Origin of the sequence: Paenibacillus sp. FSL H7-0703 (genome assembly GCF_038003485.1) — a bacterium.
Lineage (GTDB): Bacteria > Bacillota > Bacilli > Paenibacillales > Paenibacillaceae > Paenibacillus > Paenibacillus polymyxa_B.
On the sequence record NZ_JBBOPF010000001.1, the window covers coordinates 4,866,233 to 4,886,518 of the forward strand.

Annotated in this window: 13 protein-coding genes and 1 riboswitch; of the genes, 10 read left to right on the top strand and 3 right to left on the bottom strand. The window is 47.6% G+C overall.

What is annotated here, in order from left to right:
• Window positions 1–9: 9 nt before the first annotated feature.
• From gcvPB to gcvT, 3 genes are all read right to left on the bottom strand, one after another.
• Entirely contained in the window at window positions 10–1,506 is a 1,497-nt protein-coding gene (gcvPB, locus tag MHB46_RS21930) for an aminomethyl-transferring glycine dehydrogenase subunit GcvPB (protein WP_076294374.1), read from the bottom strand.
• Window positions 1,503–2,858: an aminomethyl-transferring glycine dehydrogenase subunit GcvPA gene (gcvPA, locus tag MHB46_RS21935; RefSeq protein WP_341163402.1), complete on the bottom strand. Its 1,356-nt coding sequence runs from the start codon at window positions 2,856–2,858 to the stop codon at window positions 1,503–1,505. Before gcvPA ends, gcvPB begins: the two co-directional genes overlap by 4 nt.
• Before the next feature lie 126 nt (window positions 2,859–2,984).
• A complete protein-coding gene (gene gcvT, locus MHB46_RS21940; protein WP_341163403.1) occupies window positions 2,985–4,085 on the bottom strand; it encodes a glycine cleavage system aminomethyltransferase GcvT in 1,101 nt (366 codons plus the stop codon).
• A gap of 176 nt (window positions 4,086–4,261) precedes the next feature.
• Window positions 4,262–4,360: riboswitch (glycine riboswitch) on the bottom strand.
• A gap of 395 nt (window positions 4,361–4,755) precedes the next feature.
• Here gcvT and gcvH point away from each other — a divergent pair.
• The 10 genes from gcvH to MHB46_RS21990 all read left to right on the top strand — a co-directional run bounded on the left by gcvH (window position 4,756) and on the right by MHB46_RS21990 (window position 20,215).
• On the top strand, window positions 4,756–5,154 hold the full coding sequence (gene gcvH, locus MHB46_RS21945; RefSeq protein WP_341163404.1) for a glycine cleavage system protein GcvH: 399 nt from the start codon (window positions 4,756–4,758) through the stop codon (window positions 5,152–5,154).
• Between the two features lie 377 nt (window positions 5,155–5,531).
• Window positions 5,532–7,010 carry a PTS mannitol transporter subunit IICB gene (locus MHB46_RS21950; protein WP_341163405.1) on the top strand — a complete coding sequence of 493 codons (1,479 nt, stop codon included), beginning with the start codon at window positions 5,532–5,534 and terminating at the stop codon, window positions 7,008–7,010.
• Between the two features lie 81 nt (window positions 7,011–7,091).
• Window positions 7,092–9,170 carry a BglG family transcription antiterminator gene (locus MHB46_RS21955; RefSeq protein WP_341163406.1) on the top strand — a complete coding sequence of 693 codons (2,079 nt, stop codon included), beginning with the start codon at window positions 7,092–7,094 and terminating at the stop codon, window positions 9,168–9,170.
• Complete coding sequence (locus MHB46_RS21960; protein WP_341163407.1) at window positions 9,167–9,601, top strand: PTS sugar transporter subunit IIA; 435 nt, start codon at window positions 9,167–9,169, stop codon at window positions 9,599–9,601. Before MHB46_RS21955 ends, MHB46_RS21960 begins: the two co-directional genes overlap by 4 nt.
• Complete coding sequence (locus MHB46_RS21965; RefSeq protein ID WP_341163408.1) at window positions 9,598–10,743, top strand: mannitol-1-phosphate 5-dehydrogenase; 1,146 nt, start codon at window positions 9,598–9,600, stop codon at window positions 10,741–10,743. The genes MHB46_RS21960 and MHB46_RS21965 overlap by 4 nt, the downstream gene beginning before the upstream one ends.
• Before the next feature lie 214 nt (window positions 10,744–10,957).
• On the top strand, window positions 10,958–13,123 hold the full coding sequence (locus tag MHB46_RS21970; RefSeq protein ID WP_341163409.1) for a DUF454 family protein: 2,166 nt from the start codon (window positions 10,958–10,960) through the stop codon (window positions 13,121–13,123).
• Complete coding sequence (locus tag MHB46_RS21975; RefSeq protein WP_341163410.1) at window positions 13,116–14,771, top strand: amino acid ABC transporter ATP-binding/permease protein; 1,656 nt, start codon at window positions 13,116–13,118, stop codon at window positions 14,769–14,771. The genes MHB46_RS21970 and MHB46_RS21975 overlap by 8 nt, the downstream gene beginning before the upstream one ends.
• A gap of 255 nt (window positions 14,772–15,026) precedes the next feature.
• A complete protein-coding gene (pulA, locus tag MHB46_RS21980) occupies window positions 15,027–17,561 on the top strand; it encodes a type I pullulanase (RefSeq protein ID WP_341163411.1) in 2,535 nt (844 codons plus the stop codon).
• A 231-nt stretch (window positions 17,562–17,792) separates the two neighbouring features.
• Entirely contained in the window at window positions 17,793–18,434 is a 642-nt protein-coding gene (locus MHB46_RS21985; protein WP_061828704.1) for a 50S ribosomal protein L25, read from the top strand.
• A 284-nt stretch (window positions 18,435–18,718) separates the two neighbouring features.
• A complete protein-coding gene (locus tag MHB46_RS21990; RefSeq protein ID WP_341163412.1) occupies window positions 18,719–20,215 on the top strand; it encodes a methyl-accepting chemotaxis protein in 1,497 nt (498 codons plus the stop codon).
• Window positions 20,216–20,286 lie beyond the last annotated feature (71 nt).

Below are 20,286 nucleotides of genomic sequence, written 5' to 3' on the forward strand. Positions count from 1 at the left end.
AATTTGTTTTTAACTGCATGAGCAATTCAGTACAGGTTTGCGGGCTGCGGTAGTTTCGTCCAATCGTGTGACTGGAGTAGTATATGGTGCATTGAGCACCAGCTCAGGGTTCTCTTCCGCTTCCCGCGCAATATGAATCATAGTGTCGACAAAAGCATCAAGTGTTTCCTTACTTTCCGTCTCCGTGGGCTCGATCATGATGCACTCCTCTACATTCAGCGGGAAGTAAATTGTGGGCGGATGGTAGCCAAAATCAAGCAGCCGTTTGGCTACATCAAGCGTGCGCACTCCAAATTTTTTCAAGCCTCGCCCCGACATTACGAATTCGTGTTTGCAATGTCCAGGGTAGGGCAGGTCAAAATGTGGAGCGAGCCGATGCATCATGTAATTGGCATTGAGCACAGCGCATTCCGATACACGCTTTAAGCCATCAGGACCGTAGCTACGGATATAGGTGTAGGCACGAACGAGAATACCGAAGTTGCCGTAAAAGGCCTTAACCCGTCCAATAGAATCTCCCTGTTCCCGGTCCCAGTGGTACACCCCCTGCGGATCCCGTACGACAAGCGGCTTGGGCAAATAAGGGATGAGCCGTTGCTTTACGCCGACAGGCCCAGCGCCGGGGCCGCCGCCGCCGTGCGGGGTACTCATCGTTTTGTGTAAATTGAGATGCACTACATCGAAGCCCATATCGCCGGGGCGGGTAATTCCCATGATGGCGTTGGAGTTCGCCCCGTCATAGTAGAGCAGACCACCCGCGTCATGCACGATGGCAGCAATGTCAGTGATTTGCTTCTCGAACAGCCCAAGCGTGTTCGGGTTGGTCAGCATGAGCGCAGCGGTGTCGTTGCCTACGGCTTGACGTAACGCATCCAGATCCACCAGCCCCTCAGGGGTGGAGGGAAGGGTGACTGTTTCGAAGCCTGCGACGGTTGCGCTGGCGGGGTTCGTTCCGTGCGAGGAATCCGGCACGAGCACCTTGGTACGTCGCTCACCACGTGCTTCGTGGTATGAGCGAATCATCATCAGCCCGGTCCATTCGCCATGGGCGCCCGCGGCGGGCTGAAGCGTGACGGCATCCATGCCAGTTAATGCAGCCAAATCATTTTGGAGCGTATGCAGCAACTCCATGGCACCCTGGATGCTCTCCTCGGGCTGATATGGATGGATTTTGGCGAAGCCTGTATATCGGGCGACATCCTCATTTACTTTCGGATTGTATTTCATCGTACAGGAGCCGAGCGGATAAAATCCGTTATCCACGCCGAAATTGCGCCGGGACAAGGCGGTATAATGCCGAATAACGTCTACTTCGTATACCTCGGGTAATGCCGCAGGTTCGCTGCGCAGCGCATAATCTGGCAAAAGCTCTGCCACCGGGCGACGGGGAACGTCGCACTCGGGAAGGGAATAGGCGATGCGACCCGGACGGCTCAATTCAAAAATGAGCGCTTGATCGTGTTCCTTCAACAGCCCTTGTTTTTGATCCTGTCCGGTGTGTGTCATAGCAATCCCCCCAAGGTGTGTACAAATTGGTCAATCTCTTCTTTGGTTCTTTGCTCCGTCACGGCAATCAACATGTGACCAGCAAGTTCCTCATAGTCCCGGCCCAAATCGTAGCCAGCGATAAATCCAGCAGCTAGCAGTTCGGCCTGGAGTTTGCTCATATCCGTACCCTCAGGCAGTCTAAGGGCAAACTCGTTAAAGGTTGGTGCGTTAAATGAGGCAGTTACGCCCTTCAAGCTCAGCAATTGCTCTAAAGCATAACGGCTTTTATGCAAATTTAGCTCGGCTACTTCCTTGATCCCCTGTCTACCCATGACAGACAAGTATACAGATGCAGATAAAGCTAGCAACGCTTGGTTGGAGCAAATGTTAGACGTGGCCTTTTCGCGGCGGATATGCTGTTCCCGCGCTTGCAAGGTCAGCACGAAGCCGCGTTTACCGTTGCGGTCTGTGGTCTGACCCACAATACGGCCGGGGATACGGCGCATATGTGCCTGAGAAACGGCAAAGTATCCACAGGTCGGACCGCCGAGAGAAGAGGAGATGCCAAGTGGCTGCGCGTCTCCTACCACAATATCCGCGCCCTGTTTGCCAGGTGTCTCCAGCAAGCCAAGTGCCAGTGGGTTGGCACTGACGACCAAAAGACCTTTGTGCGCATGGATGAGATCAGCCATCGGCTTCAGGTTTTCCACGGCTCCGAAAAAGTTGGGGCTTTGGACCAAAACAGCCGCGGTCTGTTCCGATACGACCGCCGCTAACGCATCAGCATCCGTTACGCCGTCCGAACAGCCGATCTCCACGATGTCCAAATCCAATCCGCGTGCATAGGCTGACAATACCTGACGTGCCTCCGGATGGACGGACCTTGATACGATAAGCTGTTTACGGCGGGTAGCCGCAGCGGACAGTGTGCCCGCTTCCGCCAGTGCAGTCGCTCCGTCGTACATGCTGGCATTAGCTACAGCCATGCCCGTCAATTCGCAAATATACGACTGAAATTCGAAAATGGCTTGTAGCTCGCCTTGGCTTACTTCCGGCTGATAGGGGGTGTAGGCTGTATAGAATTCCGAGCGTGAAGTGATGTGCTGGATGACAGACGGAATATGATGATCATAAATTCCTGCGCCAAGAAAGCTGGCATGTGTGTCTGTATTGGCGTTGTGTCCGGCCAGCTCGGCCAAATGTCGGGTCAAGGCTCTCTCGTCGAGCCGAGAAGAAAGAGGAAGTTCCCCTTGATATCGAATGGCCTCTGGAATGTCACTGAATAAATCATCGATGGATGAAACGCCGACCACACGCAGCATTTCGGTTTGATCCTGTTCAGTCATAGGGAGATAACGATGCTGCTTCATAGGTTCTTGGCTCCTTTCGAAAAGCAAAATTTAAATCGTAAATTAGCTAATAAAAAAGTGTGAGATGGAAAACCCAGAAGTTCATATCTGACATGTTTGCTTTATTGAAATGAAGAGAGTTTAAGATCAGCGCGGGCGTTTATAAAAGGGGGCTGCCACCACCTCGGCACGCAGGCGTTTGCCACGAATCTCAACCTCCAGCGGTGTGGAGAGGGCGCTAAAACGACTGTCTATCAAGGCGAGGCCGAGATTACGCTTCAAGGTGGGCGACTGAGTTCCCGTTGTGACCTCACCGATGTGTTGACCTTCTGCGAATACCGGATAATGGGCGCGTGGGATACCGCGATCCATCATTTCCAGCCCGATCAATTTGCGAGGAATCCCTTGATCTTTCTGACGTTGCAGTGCTTCTCTACCGATAAAATCTCCCTTATTCAGCTTGACGAAGAACCCTAGACCGGCTTCGAGCGGTGAAATCGTGGCAGATAACTCCTGTCCGTACAGCGGCAACCGTGCCTCAAAGCGTAGGGTATCCCGAGCACCAAGTCCAGCGGGAATCAGCCCATACGACTCACCGGAACGAAGCAAACCCTCCCATACGGCTGGTGCTTCCGCGGCAGGTACGTAAAATTCAAAACCGTCTTCACCCGTATATCCGGTTCGTGAGACGAGTGCTTTTGCTCCGAACAATGGCACATTCTCATGGAAGCGGAAAGATGCCAGATTCGTAATGTCCGTATCTGCCACGGCTGCGGCAATACGTGCTGCTTCCGGTCCTTGCAACGCCAGCAATGCTATCGCATCAGACACATTCTCCATGTGAACGGATGCAGGCATATGGCGAATTAGCCAATCCCAATCCTTATCGATGTTAGAGGCGTTCACAACGAGCATGTAGCGCTCCGGCCCTTTGCAGTAAACAAGCAGGTCGTCTACTACCCCTCCATCGGGGTAACACAGGAGTGAATATTGTGCCTGACCTGGTTCCAACTGGCTAACATCATTCGTGGTCACCCTTTGCAGAAAAGCTTCGGCCTCTTTGCCTTCAACCAAAAATTCGCCCATATGCGATACATCGAATAAACCCGCACGTTGCCGGACGGCCTCATGCTCCTTTTGAATGCCGCTAAACTGAACGGGGAGCTCCCAGCCGCCAAAGTCAATACAACGAACCCCAGACTGCGTCCCGTAGGACGAATATAGCGGTGTTTTTCGCAAATTAGTCATTTTTCCACTCCTATCGGGTGTGATCGGCTAAACAAAAAAGACAGGCCGAAAAAAACGTATAGACGGCAGTCTACACTCTTTTTTCAGCTCTGTCCTTGATACCAGAAAGTTACCCCGGTATGTACCGGGTTTCCCCTTGGGTGATCCGCTCCAATAGCGAATGCTCTCCAGAGATGCGTCCGGCAGAGGTCCTTTTGCCTGAGAGATTCACCTGCAATGCAGGCTTACTCCTTCGGCGCTACCTTCGGGATCAACAGTATATTACCTGGCTTTGCAGATAACAACTTGATCCGATTCGCGTGCAACTTATGTCTCATAAGCGGCAACAGCTATGCGAATCTTTTTGGCAGTCTCTCCCTCCGCGTTCATCCGCGTTTGCAGTTGTCGGGGTGTTTCCCAAAGCATTTGCTATAACCCATTAATACGCAAATTCATTCGAAATGTCAATAAAAATGTCATCAAAAACAATAGAAAAAACATTTAATATATAAATAAGGATATGTAAGCGTTTGTTATAAGTTATCATATTTTTATATAGTACGCCATATGAGGTCATATGAAGTATTTTTGTTAGTATTATTGACATGAGTGTTCCTGTTGTCATAATCTTAACCTGTCTAATACAGGTGAGCAAAAGCGATTTTATTCATATGGAAGCGAGGGGAACAGGATGGGTGAAGTAAAGCAGCAACTTTGGTATACAGACGAACATGAGTGGGTTCAGCGCACAGAGAATGGAACGGTGCGGATTGGTATTACAGACTTTGCACAGCATCAACTGGGTGATATTGTTTTTGTAGAATTACCGGAGGCGGGAGTAACGATTGAGCAGGGAGCGGAGATCGGTACGATTGAATCGGTGAAGACGGTATCCGACCTTTTTGCTCCGGTGACGGGAACCGTATTAAAAGTGAATGAAGCGCTGGAAGGTACGCCTGAGCTAGTGAATGAATCTCCCTATGAAAAAGGTTGGATGATCGAAGTAGAGATGGGTAAAGATGTGGAGGAAGCATTGGGCAAGCTACTGTCTGCGGATCAATACGAGCAGTTGATTTCCGATGAGCAGTAATGGAGCAATGTAGTATGGAATAAGAGTGTTATTTGTCTGCTCGATTTTTGTATACAACAGTCGCTATGATTTGACATAGCGGCTATTTTTTGTCTTTTTTCAGACGTAATTACGTGTTTTATTCTGATGTAGAGGGTTGTCCCTATAGTAAGAATCATATATAAACCAGCACGGTTTTTCGACTAATTTCTATAGCTACAGGTCATATTAAGAAGAATTATGCAGGTCTAATACCTTCTCGGATAATTTAAATTTAAATGTTGTCATCAACGTTCATGACGAAAGTACGTTTTCATTTCGTTGATGAAGATAGCGCTGTCATTTAGTATGAATTTTAAGAAAAGGTAGTGATGCTTACCTACAAGGAGGATTTGAATATGAGTACATTGGACGCAAAGCCAAGTTCAAAAGGAGGCACTCGTGTCGCCGTACAGCGTTTTGGCCGTTTTCTCAGCGGTATGGTTATGCCCAATATGGGAGCCTTTATCGCGTGGGGATTGATTACGGCACTCTTTATTCCGACCGGGTGGTTCCCGAACGAAGGTTTTGCACAACTGGTTGATCCGATGAAAAATTATTTGCTGCCGCTGCTGATTGGTTACACGGGAGGCACGATGATTCACGGACAACGTGGAGGTGTGATTGGTGCCATTATGACGATGGGTGTCATAGTGGGAGCCGATATCCCGATGTTCCTGGGCGCGATGGTCGCTGGTCCGCTGGCTGCGTGGATATTGAAGAAGTTCGACAAGGCCATTGAAGGCAAAGTCAGATCAGGCTTTGAAATGCTGGTCAATAATTTTTCGGCCGGGATTATCGGTGCCATTCTAGCACTGCTTGCCCATGTGGCGATCGGCCCGGTTGTACAAATGATCAGTCAAGTATTGTCGGCAGGGGTACAGTTCCTCGTGAACGCAGGGCTACTGCCGCTTGTCAACCTCATTATTGAGCCCGGAAAAGTATTATTTTTAAACAACGCGCTGAATCACGGAGTATTAAGTCCGATTGCGTTGGAGGAAGCTGCAAGAACAGGGAAATCCGTACTGTTCATGCTGGAATCCAACCCTGGGCCTGGGCTCGGTATTTTGCTGGCCTACTGCCTGTTCGGTAAAGGCTCTGCGAAGTCGTCGGCTCCTGGCGCAGTCATCATTCATTTTTTCGGCGGGATTCATGAAATTTATTTCCCTTATATTTTGATGAAGCCGATTTTGATTCTTGCTGCTATAGCTGGGGGCGTTGTGGGAACCTTCTGTTTCATGTTGACAGGTGCCGGACTGGTTGCTGCTCCTTCACCGGGCAGCATCATCGCCTATTTTCTAATGACGCCAAAAGGCGGATATTTGCCAATGTTAAGCGGGGTGATCGCTGCTGCGGTCGTATCTTTTGCTGTTGCCGCAGTGTTACTCAAGACTGGTAAGCAACAAGAAGAGGGGCTGGAGGAAGCTGCATCCCGCCTGAAAGATATGAAAAATCAAAGCAAGAGTGCAAGTGCTAACGCCACTGTAATGGAAGATAACCACGAATCTGATCGTGCTGCAGAAATTGCTGCAGATCGAACGCTCAAGAATAAATCCGAAGTGAACAAAATCGTCTTTTCCTGTGATGCAGGTATGGGTTCAAGCGCTATGGGTGCTTCAATTTTACGCAAAAAAATGAAGCAGGCGGGTGTGGGCGTAACAGTTACGAATACGGCAATCAGTGAAATTCCACAGGATGCGGATATTGTCATTACGCAAAAAACGTTGACAGACCGGGCTAAAACAGTAGCTCCGAAAGCTGAGCACATTTCCATTGACAATTTTCTGAAGAGTCCTGAATACGAAGCGCTGGTTGAACGTCTGAAATCCGATTCTTAATCCCCATCGAAGTCAGGCGGACTGTATGCAATGTACGTCTCCTGCTGGAGGGATGAGCTTGGGAAGGAACGGTATGCGCTTATGAATATTACGAAACGACAACGTGACATCGTGGAATATCTTCTGGAGCAGTCCAAAGAGGTTACAGCCGGGGAAATTGCCACGAAGATCAATGTCAGCACAAGGACGGTTCATCGGGAACTGGGCGCAGTCGAGCATTGGCTGGCAGCTCATGAGGTGAAACTGGAGAAAAAGTCAGGGATCGGTATCTGTATAGATGCTGATCCAGCTCAGCTTGTATGCCTGCGGAAACAATTGCTGCATACGAAGTCAGACGAATATTCGGCTGAGGAGAGAAAGATCGTGGTACTCTGCATGCTGCTGGATACACGGGAGCCGATCAAGCTGTTGGCGCTGGCTTCAGATCTGAAAGTCACGGTAACTACGGTCAGTCATGATCTAGACGAATTGCAAGACTGGATTGAGGAACGTGGACTCATGCTTGTGCGCAGACGGGGGTACGGGGTCGAGATTACAGGGCGGGAGACAGACAAAAGACGGGCGATTTCCGAGCTGGCTCTCGAATATTTGGATGAATCCGATCTGTTTTCAGCCCGGGAAGAACTTCGTCCTGTAACCCGTGTTGCCGACAAGCTGCTGGAGATGATTGGCAGAGATAACCTGCTAATCGTGGAAAAGGCCCTCTGGCAGCCTCATGAAAAATGGTTAGAAAACATGGTGGAAAGCAAATACATGGAGCTGCTGATTCAAATTTGCGTTTCGCTGGTACGTCTGCGACTCGGGTATGTTATAGATCCTCTTCTCTCGTATTTAAAAACAGATTCGGATGAAAATATCATGCTTCGCACAGCTATGGTGGAACGCATATGCACGGAGTTGTCAGAGGCGCTGGATATTGAATTTCCAGAGCCGGAACGATCTTATCTCAGGCTGCTATTTCGTGATGCCGAAGATCACTCTACCCGACTACTGCCGTTGGATGATCTCGTACTGTTGGAGTCGGTTCATGAGTTGATTCGTCGTGTGGAGGAAGAGACAGGCACGCCATTGAAAGAGGACCGTGTTCTGCGTGAAGGACTGATTGCCCATATGGCTCCGGTATTCAAACGTTTGAAGGAAGGCAGGTCGATTCGTAACCCTCTCCTTCAGCAAATCCGCAAGGATTACAGCAGCTTATTTGACTCAGTGAAAAAGGCTGCGGCGAGCATGACAGAAATGAAAGTGCCTGATGAAGAGATCGGATTTCTCGTCATGCATTTCGGCGCTTCGTTGGAGCGGCTGCGACAATTACGGCGGGAGGTGCGGGCCATTGTAGTCTGCACGAGCGGCATTGGATCATCCAGACTTCTGGCAACAAGGCTCGCCAAAGAGCTCCCACAGATCAAAATTGTGGATAGGGCTTCATGGTACGAGGCGGCGCGGATTCCCAAGGAGGATTATGATCTGATCATTTCGACAGTAGAGCTACCGCTTGAACCAGATCGGTATCTTAAGATCAGCCCGCTGCTGACGCAGGAGGAGAGTGATCGTCTGCGTCATTTCATCCAGCATATTACACTCCATCATCTCAATGATCATCAGCAGGAACAGGCCGTTCAGCCTGGTCAGGATATGGAGTGGCTTACCGGTCTGCGGAAAAGTCTCGAGGAAATTGTACACATTGTACAGCAATTTCAAGTGTATCCGCTGGAAAATCAGGGGATGGATATGGCGGCGACCGTAGAGGCGATATGCATGTTGGAGACGGGGCGGGGGAATGTTACAGAGCCTTCTGCGGTTGCTGTACAACTCATGGAAAGAGAGCGCCAAGGTAGTCAGGTGATCTCTGATACCTCCATTGCCTTAGTTCATACGCGCAGCCACTATATTCGCAAGCCTTCGCTTACCTTGTATAAGCTGGCAGAGCCACTGTTGGCGGATACAGGTGAACAGGTAGAATGCGTGCTGCTCATGTTGGGACCTCGTGAGCTGCCGAGAGAGAGCTTGGAGGTATTAAGCGAGATTAGTGCATTACTTTTGCAGGAAGACATGGTTACGCTACTGGAACACGGTAGCAGGGATCATATTGTCAATTATATATCGAGTGAGCTGGCTGAATTTTTCCACAGTAAATTAGGGACAGGGAGGAACCTACCGTGAGTATTATGACGATAGACAAAGTAAAAATGAACGCAATCGCCAAAGACAAATATGAGGCGATTCGTATGGCTGGACAAATCCTGCTGGATGCAGGACATATTTCAAGTGATTACATTGACAAGATGCTGGAACGCGAGGAGATCGTGTCCACCTACATCGGGAACGGGCTGGCTATTCCACATGGCACCAAGGAATCCAAGATGCTTATTCAATCCACAGGCATCTCCATCGTTCAGTTCCCGCAAGGCGTAGATTTTGGGGAAGAGAAAGCATATATGGTGATCGGCATTGCAGCACAAGGCGGCGATCATATGGAGATTTTGACGAGTATCGCTGTGGTGTGTGCGGAGGAAGAAAATATGGATAAACTTCGCAACGCAGTGACCCCACAGGAAATTATAGATCTGTTCGAAAGTGAGATGGAGCTATGAGAGCCGTCCACTTTGGAGCAGGAAATATCGGTCGCGGCTTTATCGGATTAATTCTGTCGCGTGCAGGCTATGAGGTTGTTTTTTCAGATGTCAACGACACCCTTGTATCCGAGTTACGCCGTCGTAAACAATACACCGTAGAATTAGCCAATGATACAAAGGATACGGAGCTGGTCACGAATGTAACGGCAATTGACGGCAAGGATGCAGCGGCTGTAGCCGATGCGGTAGACCACGCTGATCTGGTAACGACCGCAGTAGGTGTCAGCATCCTCAAGCACATTGCAGCAGGTATTGCGGAGGGAATCAAGCGGCGGGTAGAGCGAGGAGCAAGGCCGCTGCATGTGATTGCCTGTGAAAATGCAATCGGAGGCAGCGCCCAACTGAAAGAGCATGTTTTTGCGCTATTGGATGAGACGACCCGTGCCAAGGCTGAGGTTTCGGTGTATTTTCCAAATGCTGCTGTAGACCGGATTGTGCCGATCCAGCACCACAAGGACCCGTTACATGTGCAGGTAGAGCCTTTTTACGAGTGGGTGGTGGATCGTTCACAAATGGCACCTGAGCATGAAGAAATCGAAGGTATCCTGTACGTTCAAGATCTAGAGCCTTACATTGAACGAAAGCTGTTCACGGTGAATACGGGGCATTGCGTGGCAGCCTATCTTGGTTATACCGCAGGTTATGCTACCATCCAGGAGGCCATGAAGGATAGCAAGGTGGTGGATTCGATACAAGGGTCACTGGAGGAGACAGGAGCAGTGCTTGTGAAGCGCTTCGGTTTGGATCAAGGGGAGCATAAGAAGTACATCTCTAAAATTTTGGATCGCTTCCGCAATCCTAATCTGACAGACGATGTTACTCGGGTCGGACGTTCACCGTTGCGCAAGCTGTCTCCCAATGATCGTCTTGTACGTCCCGCGCTCCAAGCGCAGGAGTATGGCATCCCTACGGATCATCTGGCGTTAGGAATGGCTGCTGCCTGTAAATTTGATATTACGGAAGACCCCGAGGCAGTCGAGCTTCAGCAGGTGATCCGCAGTGAAGGACTGGGTGCGGCGCTGACGCGTTATACTTCCATAACCGCAGACCACCCGTTACATCGGCAGGTATTGGAGCAATATGATATTATAAATTCATAAAACAACGAATTATCAACATATACTTTCGATAATCCTCTTGAAGACAAAGCATCCACATCAACACTAACGTGTTCTGTAGAGATGTGCTTCAAGAGGCTTTTTATATGCGTGATTTACATCACATAACAACCTGCTTAAATTGTTTATATTGATAATGATTATCATTATCTATAAAATGAAATCATTACTATTATAACTATTAGGGAGGATTATAGTGAAACCGATCTATATTACCTTAGGGTTTTTATTTTTGGCGCTTGGAGTTATTGGTGTAGTGCTACCGTTGCTACCGACTACACCGTTTCTGCTGCTAGCGACCTTTTTCTTTATGCGGGGGTCTGAAAGGATTCACCAGTGGTTTTCGAATACCTCTCTGTACCAAAAGCATCTAGAGAGTTTTGTTCAAACAAGATCGTTGAAGCTGTCTACGAAAATCACGACATTGGGCTTAGCGTCAGCGATGCTGATTACAGGCTTTATTTTCACGCCTAATGTGTGGGGGAAAGCGCTCATCGTCTTGGTCATCCTTTTTAAATATTATTACTTTATATTCCGCATCGGAACAATAAGAAATGCTGCAGCAGAAATAACGCCCTCATGTTCATCTGAACCTATACCTACACCTACTCCCAAAAAAAGGTCTAAAATGGTCGATAGCCGTCTGCTCGGTCTAGTGGAACATTCTCGGAAATATATCGTCTTGGGTGTGCTTGTGCAGTGGATCGGTCTTTTGGGGAGTATAGCCGCTGTGTTATCTATGGCCTTTGTTATGCAGCAGGCATGGGAAGGACAAGTGACTCGCAAGCTGATTATATCTATGACGGTCATTGTTATTGCTGCTGTTGCAGTTCGCTGCCTGAGCAATTATGCAGCCAGTATGTTATCTTATCGTGCTTCGGTAAATGCTAAAAAAACGCTGCGCTCGCAAATTTACGGCAAGTTGCTGAAGATGGGACCCGCATATACAGATCATACCTCCACCTCGGGAGTTATTCAGGTTGCTGTAGAAGGGGTAGAGCAGCTTGAAACCTATTTCGGTAGATATATGCCTCAGCTATTTTACAGTCTGCTTGCCCCCGTCACGTTGTTCATCACCCTCTCTTTTGTCAGCTTCAAAGCAGCCATTATACTATTGATCTGCGTTCCCTTAATTCCAGTGTCGATCATTGTCATTATGAGGATGGCTAAAAAGCTGTTTCGGAAATATTGGGGCAGTTACGTCAATCTGGGGCACAGCTTTTTAGAGAATGTACAAGGTCTGACTACGCTCAAAATGTACGGAACAGACCAGGATAAACATCAGGAAATGAACACAGCAGCTGAGGACTTTCGCAAAATGACGATGAAAGTGCTGACTATGCAGCTTAACTCCGTGGCCATTATGGATCTTATCGCATTTGGTGGTGCTGCTGCGGGTGTACTGGTCGCGATAAGTGAATATTCTTCAGGCCATATTGGCTTGGCAGGAGCGATCATCATTGTTTTGCTGTCAGCAGAGTTTTTCATTCCTCTGCGTTTACTGGGTTCTTACTTCCATATCGCCATGAACGGAATGGCAGCAAGCGACAAAATATTTCAAATGTTGAGTACAGAGGATCTTATACAAGGACAAGAAAGCATAGAAAACACAGATATTCGACTGGAGCAGATGAGTTTTGCCTACGACGAAAGAGATACCTTACGAAATATATCCATGGATATTCCCCAGGGCAGCTTGGTTTCAATTGTTGGGGAATCAGGCTCTGGTAAAAGTACGGTAGCCGGATTGATCGTTGGGCATCACGAGGGGTATCGAGGAAGTCTGACGATTGGAGGAACCGAGCTTACTGATATTTCGGAAGAAAGCCGCATGCGTCACATGACCTGGATCGGTTTTAACAGCTATATTTTTAAAGGCACAGTGGAAGCAAATTTAAAAATGGGCAATGAGCACGCGGATGAGCAACAAATGCTGGAAGCTTTGCGACAAGTGAAGCTGTATGATTTTATCCTTTCAGAAGGAGGACTGGAAGCAGAATTGGAGGAGCAGGGGGCAAATCTGTCAGGAGGACAGCGCCAACGGCTAGCACTGGCCAGAGCATTGCTGCATGATAGTCGTGTGTACATTTTTGACGAAGCCACCTCTAACATTGACAGTGAGAGTGAGGAAGGCATTATGGAGGTAATACATGCGCTGGCAGGTCAAAAAACAGTGATTCTTATCTCTCACAGACTGGAAAATGTAGTTCAATCCGACTGTATCTATGTGCTGCAAAACGGATTGGTGGCAGAATCCGGAACGCATCATGAACTGTTGAGCCAGCAAGGGCACTATGCGGATATGTATCTCAGTCAACACCGGGTAGAGCAGTTTGCAAAAGGAGGGGCTGTATATGCGTAGACACGGATTACGGATCATGGGCCAATTATTGATATTGGCGGGACCTCTTTTACCTGTACTGCTCATCACGATTGTGACAGGAGTGCTTGGTTTTATTTGTGCTATTGGCATTATAGTGTATGGAGCCCTTGCTCTGCTTACAGCAACGGGCATCACGACAGGCTACACCATGTCGTTTTTGCTGACGTCGATCGTGGTTTGTGCCGTACTGCGCGGCGTATTCCGTTATGGCGAGCAAATGAGTGGTCATTATCTCGCTTTCAAGCTGCTGGCTGTACTGCGTGATAAGGTGCTTCAAGCCCTGCGAAGACTCGCTCCAGCCAAATTGGAAGGCAAGGACAAGGGGAATCTGATATCACTCATTACGAGTGATATTGAGCTGCTGGAAGTATTTTATGCGCATACGATAGCGCCTGTTATGATCGGCATCATCACTTCACTGCTCATGGTATTTTTTATCGGTTCTTATGAGCCTCTATTAGGCTGGCTCGCTGCGCTTGCTTACCTAACTGTCGGTTTATTTATTCCCTTACTCACGTCACGTATGGGCAAACGTCAGGGGATGGAATACCGAAGCAGCTTTGGCAAGCTGAGCAGTTATTTTTTGGACAGCTTACGGGGGATGAAGGAAATTGTGCAATATGGGCAAGGAGAACAACGTTTGAATGAGATTAACCGTCGTACGGATCAATTGGATGCCAAGCAGAAGGACTTGAAGCATCATGAAGGCATCACAAGAGCCATCACAGATGCGGCTGTAGTTGGATTCTCATTCTTGATGCTACTGGCTGGATTGTACGGTATGTCTAAGGGTCAGGTTGACTTTACAGGTATGCTAATTTCTGTCATTGCCCTGTTTAGTTCATTTGGTCCGGTTGTCGCACTGAGCAACTTGTCCAACAATTTGCTTCAAACGCTGGCGAGCGGGGAACGAGTGTTGAGTCTATTGGAGGAACCCCCGGAGGTAGAGGAAAATATCGAAGGGATGAGTGTCGCCTTTACTGGGGCACGAGTAGACAAGGTGACTTTTGCATACGATGGTCAAACGGTACTGAATGATGTAAGTCTCACGATACCGCATAAGCGGATTTTAGGCATTCAGGGTAAAAGCGGCTCTGGCAAGTCTACACTGCTAAAGTTGCTGATGCGATTTAGGGACCCGCAGCAAGGTGAAATTATGCTATCCGGACACGATTTGAAGGAAATTGGGACCCGACATTTGAGAGGCTTACAGAGCTATGTAGACCAGCATACGTTCCTGTTTGATGATTCAATTGCAGCTAATATCAAAATTGGAAAGCCTGATGCTACACATGAGCAGGTGGTGGAAGCAGCACGTAAGGCATCCGTGCACGATTTTATTATGACCTTGCCTCAAGGGTATGACAGCCGAGTTGGAGAATTGGGGGACAGGCTGTCCGGTGGAGAACGTCAACGCTTGGGACTGGCCAGAGCCTTTGTTCATAATGCTCCTCTCTTACTGCTCGACGAGCCTACCAGCAATTTGGACAGCCTGAACGAGGCAATTATTTTAAAATCGTTAAAGGAACAGCAGCAAGATAAAACGATTGTCCTTGTTTCGCACCGAAGTTCTACCATGCGGATTGCAGACGATATTTTTGAAATGGATAACCGTAGATTGTCCTGACTTTTCTAACTATTGTTATACCTTGAGGGCAAAAGCTGTAGCCTGTTCATAGTTTTGTCATAAAATGGAGTGTGCGTTGAAATGGAAGCGTCATCCTTATTTAAATCATCCAGCTTTTCAAGCTTGTCTTATTTTGATAGCCTATTAGGTGAAGATTTTACAAAATCCTGAGGTATATTGACAAGTCATAAACATCATAAATGATGGATGAACAGAGGCTGTAAGCCGATGTACAGAAATGGGTGGTGAACAGGAATGTCAGATTTCAATCAGCTCAATGAGCTTGAGCACACAACATATCCCATATATGAAGGCTATGATTTGGGTCTTACTTATACGCCTGCGGGCAGCAAGTTTAAGGTATGGGCACCGACTGCGCAGCAGGTCCATATAGCGTTGTATAACGATGCGGGGGTGTACGATCAGGAAGGGAACGTTCAGGAGCACGGCGGTGGTCAGGAATTTCTCATGAGCCGTGATGATCAAGGTGTATGGTCTATAGAGCTGGAAGGGGACTGGAACAAATATTATTACATGTACAGGCTGGAGTGGGCGGACAACACCATTCATTATGTTGCCGATCCATATGCCACAGGGGTATCAGCCAACGGGCAGCGTACAGCGATCATTGATTTGGCTCAAACCAACCCGGACGGATGGGAATTGGATGCGGGGCCTACCCTTAAGCGGCCGACAGATGCCATTCTCTATGAGCTTCATGTACGTGATTTTTCGATGGATACCCATTTTAATACGGGGGAAAAAGACTTATCTGCTGCTCAGGGACGGTTTGAGGCCTTTACGTATACGGGATTGAAGGATACTGAGGGGAACAGCATCGGGCTGGATCATCTGCTGGAGCTGGGCATTACACATGTTCATTTGCTTCCAGTGGCTGACTTTCATACGGTGAATGACTTTGCAGAATTAGAAACTGAATATAACTGGGGCTATGATCCACAGCATTATAATGTGCCGGAGGGGTCTTATTCTTCCAATCCGGCTGACCCGGAGACGCGTATACGAGAACTGAAACTGCTGGTACAGTCTTTGCATACTGCCGGCATCGGTGTCATTATGGACGTCGTGTACAACCACACTTATTCGGTGGAACAGGGGCCATTTGAGCCTGTTGTACCTGGATATTATTACCGCACGGATGAGCAAGGGCAGCTCACCAATGGATCAGGTGTAGGTAATGAGGTGGCAACCGAACGTCCGATGGTGCGCAAGTATATCAAGGATTCACTACGCTATTGGGCAGAGGAATATCATATAGACGGCTTTCGATTTGATCTGATGGGGCTGATTGATACCCCAACCGTGGTGCAGCTTACCCAGGAGCTTCGCTCTGAAGTGCGTCCTGATCTGCTGATCTATGGTGAGCCTTGGACGGGAGGAGAATCTCCGCAACCCTTGCTTACGCTAAAAGGAACGCAACGCGACAAAGGCTTTGCCGTTTTTAACGACAACTACCGTTCTGCTATAAAGGGGGATAGCGACGGTACTGGGAGCGGGTTTGCCACGGGGGCAGGACATCAGGAGGAACAGGTGCTCAAAGGTGCTTTTGGGGCTATTCATGATTTCACAGCTCAGCCATCGGAGACCGTCAATTATGTATCTGCCCACGATAATCTCAATCTGTGGGATAAAATTTTGACGGTAAGACATTTGCGGGAGCACTGTCGTTTTCCACAATGGGAGCAGGGGAAGCCACAGGATGGGAGGACACCGGAACAAGCTGTTGCCGAAGCAGACCCGTATTGGGAACTGGATGAAGATAACTTGCTAGAGAACGAAACCGTACGCAAGTCCCTGTTGGCTAACAGTATGGTACTCACATCGCAAGGCATCCCTTTTATTCATGCAGGGGATGAACTGCTGCGCTCCAAATATGGAGACCATAATAGCTACCGAAGCTCAGATGTGGTGAATGCCATCCATTGGGATAACAAGGCGAGGTTTCGCCCAGTGTTTGATTACTACCAAGGCTTAATTGCTTTGCGGCGCAACCACCCGGCATTCCGAATGGACCATCGTGAGCTGGTGGAGCAGCATATGGAAGTGCTGCAAAGCAGTGGGCATGTGGTGGCTTTTGCTTTGAGGCACCATGCTAACGGCGATGCCTGGAATCATATTGTGGTGATTTATAACGGCTCGGATACAGAGCAAACGATATTATTGCCTGCGGAATCGGATCGTTGGCATGTGGTCGTGGACGCACACGGGGCTGGTAATGAGACACGGTATGAAGTGGTAGGCCATCGTGTGACTGTATCGCGCTGGTCGATGATGGTGTTATATGATCAGGAAGAACCTGCACGAGTCTCCTTTTTGACTGAACAAGATCAGGTTAATCGTCAGGCGGAGAACGAATTGGAAGACTCGGATGAGGGAACAGATCAAGAAATTGCAGGTACAGCTATGACGTTGACAGATGTGCAGCTTGGAAACGATAGTGAAGTCGCTCCATTTCGCACGATTGAACTGATCTACGAGCGTGCAGATCGGCAATACACTGGCTGGAACGTATGGGTATGGGGAACTGGGCACCGCGATGGACATGTTGAATTTCGTGATTTGGATGATGGTCGTGCAATAGCGCGTATTCAGGTGTCTCCTGATATACAGCGAATTGGCTACATTGTCCGGCTTAATCACTGGGATGCCAAGGATGTTGAGGCAGATCGCTATATTGATATAGACCTGAACCAGTCTGTGATGCAGGTATTGATTCATAGTGGCAGAGAAGAATATTTGCTACTGGTAAATGATAATCGGGCCGGATAGACTTGTATGCTTGGTCGCTATATATACGAAAGTAGCATTTTTCGATTATTTCGAGAAATGCTATTTTTTTATGTAAACGTGTGTCAGTTTCAGAAAAAAGGGGTAAAATAGAATTATGGACTTGTTTAGTTTTGCCAGCTTGCTGGCTTATATCCTGTAGTACGACTGGTAAACAGGCAAGATTCTTGGAGGAAAATCATTTGTAAGGTAACCTGAAGGAGGTTGTATATCATGAGTTCTAATGGAGGAAGTATTCAACTGACCGCCCAGCCGAGAACAGAGAAGAAGGGTTCGGCTATTCGTGAATTGAGGTTAAAAGGACGGATTCCAGCTGTGGTTTACGGCTCTGAGCTTGAAGGAACCCCTGTACATGTCGATGCCAAGGAATTTAATAAAGTAGTCAAAACCGGACGTTCAGAGGTGTTCAACCTCACTGTAGAGGGTGGAGAAACCATTCCGGTTATTATTAAAGATTATCAACAGCGTGACAATCAATGGCTGCATGCCGATTTTTTGAAAATTGCCAAAAACAAACCGCTTCGCGTGCGTGTTTCTATTGATTATCAGGGTACACCTGTAGGTACAAAAACAGGCGGTATTCTGCAAGTTCAGGAAACGGAAGTTGAAGTCGAAGGTCTTCCTGCTGATTTACCATCTACCATTGAGGTGGATGTATCCGCACTGGATGTTGGCGACAAGCTGAGCGCTAGCGACTTGAAGCTCCCTAAAGGAGTAACACTGCACGTCCCTGAAGAAGAACTGCTTGCTTCTATTATCGTTCCGCGTGCAGTTGAAGTAGAAAATGCTGCTGTGGAAGGTGATGCAGCGGCAACTGAAGGCACTGAAGAGGCTTCCGAAAACAAGGAATCCTAATGTTTTCAGTTGGTTTATGAATCTTTTTCAATTGCAGAAGATCATCAAAAAGGTATTCAAAATCGCTCCCTGCTAGGGGGCGATTTTTTGCATTCATTTATTTACACTTACATACTCTTTCTCTTTAAAAAGTTGTCCTGTTGTGATTTGGTGTTTAAAAGGGAATGTGGTGTTTGTACGATTTTCATTCAATACGCGTTCTGATATGACGATATATATAGTATGGTATTTACATTTTTATTTTATAAATACCTAATATATATCTAAGGAGCGCGTACACAATCATGGACAGAACGAATGAATTGTTGTGGCAAAGAAACAAATTGGTGATCATTATTTTTTGGATTATGACCTTGAGCAGCACCATCCCGGCATTATCTAATCCATCGGTGTGGGTGTCTAGTGGTGTAGGATTTGTAGTCGCCGCAGTTTTGACGATTCTGAATATGAAAAAGAAAGGAATCCGCCTTATTCCTTGGATTATTACGTTGTATAGCGTATTAATATGTATATTTGTAAACTTATCTAGCGTGGAGGCAGTGACTACGATCTTTATTTGCTCATTGTTGTTGCTCTACCCATCTTACCGATACTTTTTGATAGCAATGGTCTTAAATCTGTGTAATATTTTCATACAAATTACCATCGGTACGCCAGCAATTCCCCCGGCTACCGGTCCTTTGCGTTATGTGCACGAGTTTATTATTGTTTTACTGATTGGTTTGCTATTGTTAGTGGTATCGGTGTTAAATCAAAAGCAGTTTAAGAAAACGGAAGAGCAAAATAAAGATATGGATGCCACAAGGCAACGTATTGATTTTTTGTTTGAACAAGTTAGACAAGCTGTAACTGGACTGCATAGCTTTACAGAACGATTCAGGAATCAAGTGGATGCTACCGGCAGCGTGACAAATGAAGTCGCCATCGGGTTTCAGGAGGTTGCCAAAGGGGTAGAAATGCAAGCTTCGAATATCACTGAGGTAACGGATAACTTGGCTCAGTCTGACCAGCACGTGCGCGAGGTTGCCGATCATTCCCGAGAATTGAAGCAGCTCTCCGAAGATACGAAAAGTGCCGGGAGCAGAGGGAGCAATCAACTGCTTGCATTAACGTCTCAAATTAAGGATTTGGGTCTGGTTATGAGTCGTACCAAAGAAGAGTTGGACGAGTTTAAAACACAAAGTGATAATATGTCTGCCATGCTCAAAGATATTACTCAAATCTCGAAACAAACTAATTTGCTGTCCTTGAATGCATCCATTGAGGCCGCCAGAGCGGGAGAGCATGGAAAAGGATTTGCCATCGTGGCTGGCGAAGTGCGTAATTTGGCTGAAATGGTAGGGAATACCTCGGTGGCAATGGAAGGTATTTTAACCCAACTGAGAACTCAGATGGATTCTGTCGTAAGCCAATTTGACATGGGACAGCAAAGACTACAGCAGAGTATGGAATCGGCCCATTCGACCGAAATTGTACTGGAGGATATCCTGCAAAATGCCAATAAAGTGCTGCTGCAGGCCGTGGAGGTGGAAGCCAGTACGAATAGTATGCAGCAATTCTCATCTCAGGTCGTTCAAGAGATGGAGGAGTTTTCAAGCGTTACAGAACAAGCGAGTGCAGCGTCAGAGCAAATTTTGGCTGGAGTAGAGGAGCAACGAAATATAACCTCCAATATGGTGACAGGGTTTAATGAGCTGGAGACGTTGATTATCCAGTTAAAAGAACTGGTACATGATCAGAAGGAGGACAACATTCCTACCGAAATCAGCAAAAGCAAATAACTGAAATGCTTCATTATCGGACTAGAGATCCGGGGATTATCGCTATCAAGCGGTACTCTCCGGTTTTTTAC

What these genes read in the sequence shown, in the direction of transcription:
- gcvPB (WP_076294374.1), bottom strand. Translation starts at nt 1,506, where the DNA reads ATGACACACACCGGACAGGATCAAAAACAAGGGCTGTTGAAGGAACAC.
- gcvPA (WP_341163402.1), bottom strand. Translation starts at nt 2,858, where the DNA reads ATGAAGCAGCATCGTTATCTCCCTATGACTGAACAGGATCAAACCGAA.
- gcvT (WP_341163403.1), bottom strand. Translation starts at nt 4,085, where the DNA reads ATGACTAATTTGCGAAAAACACCGCTATATTCGTCCTACGGGACGCAG.
- gcvH (WP_341163404.1), top strand. Translation starts at nt 4,756, where the DNA reads ATGGGTGAAGTAAAGCAGCAACTTTGGTATACAGACGAACATGAGTGG.
- MHB46_RS21950 (WP_341163405.1), top strand. Translation starts at nt 5,532, where the DNA reads ATGAGTACATTGGACGCAAAGCCAAGTTCAAAAGGAGGCACTCGTGTC.
- MHB46_RS21955 (WP_341163406.1), top strand. Translation starts at nt 7,092, where the DNA reads ATGAATATTACGAAACGACAACGTGACATCGTGGAATATCTTCTGGAG.
- MHB46_RS21965 (WP_341163408.1), top strand. Translation starts at nt 9,598, where the DNA reads ATGAGAGCCGTCCACTTTGGAGCAGGAAATATCGGTCGCGGCTTTATC.
- MHB46_RS21975 (WP_341163410.1), top strand. Translation starts at nt 13,116, where the DNA reads ATGCGTAGACACGGATTACGGATCATGGGCCAATTATTGATATTGGCG.
- pulA (WP_341163411.1), top strand. Translation starts at nt 15,027, where the DNA reads ATGTCAGATTTCAATCAGCTCAATGAGCTTGAGCACACAACATATCCC.
- MHB46_RS21985 (WP_061828704.1), top strand. Translation starts at nt 17,793, where the DNA reads ATGAGTTCTAATGGAGGAAGTATTCAACTGACCGCCCAGCCGAGAACA.
- MHB46_RS21990 (WP_341163412.1), top strand. Translation starts at nt 18,719, where the DNA reads ATGGACAGAACGAATGAATTGTTGTGGCAAAGAAACAAATTGGTGATC.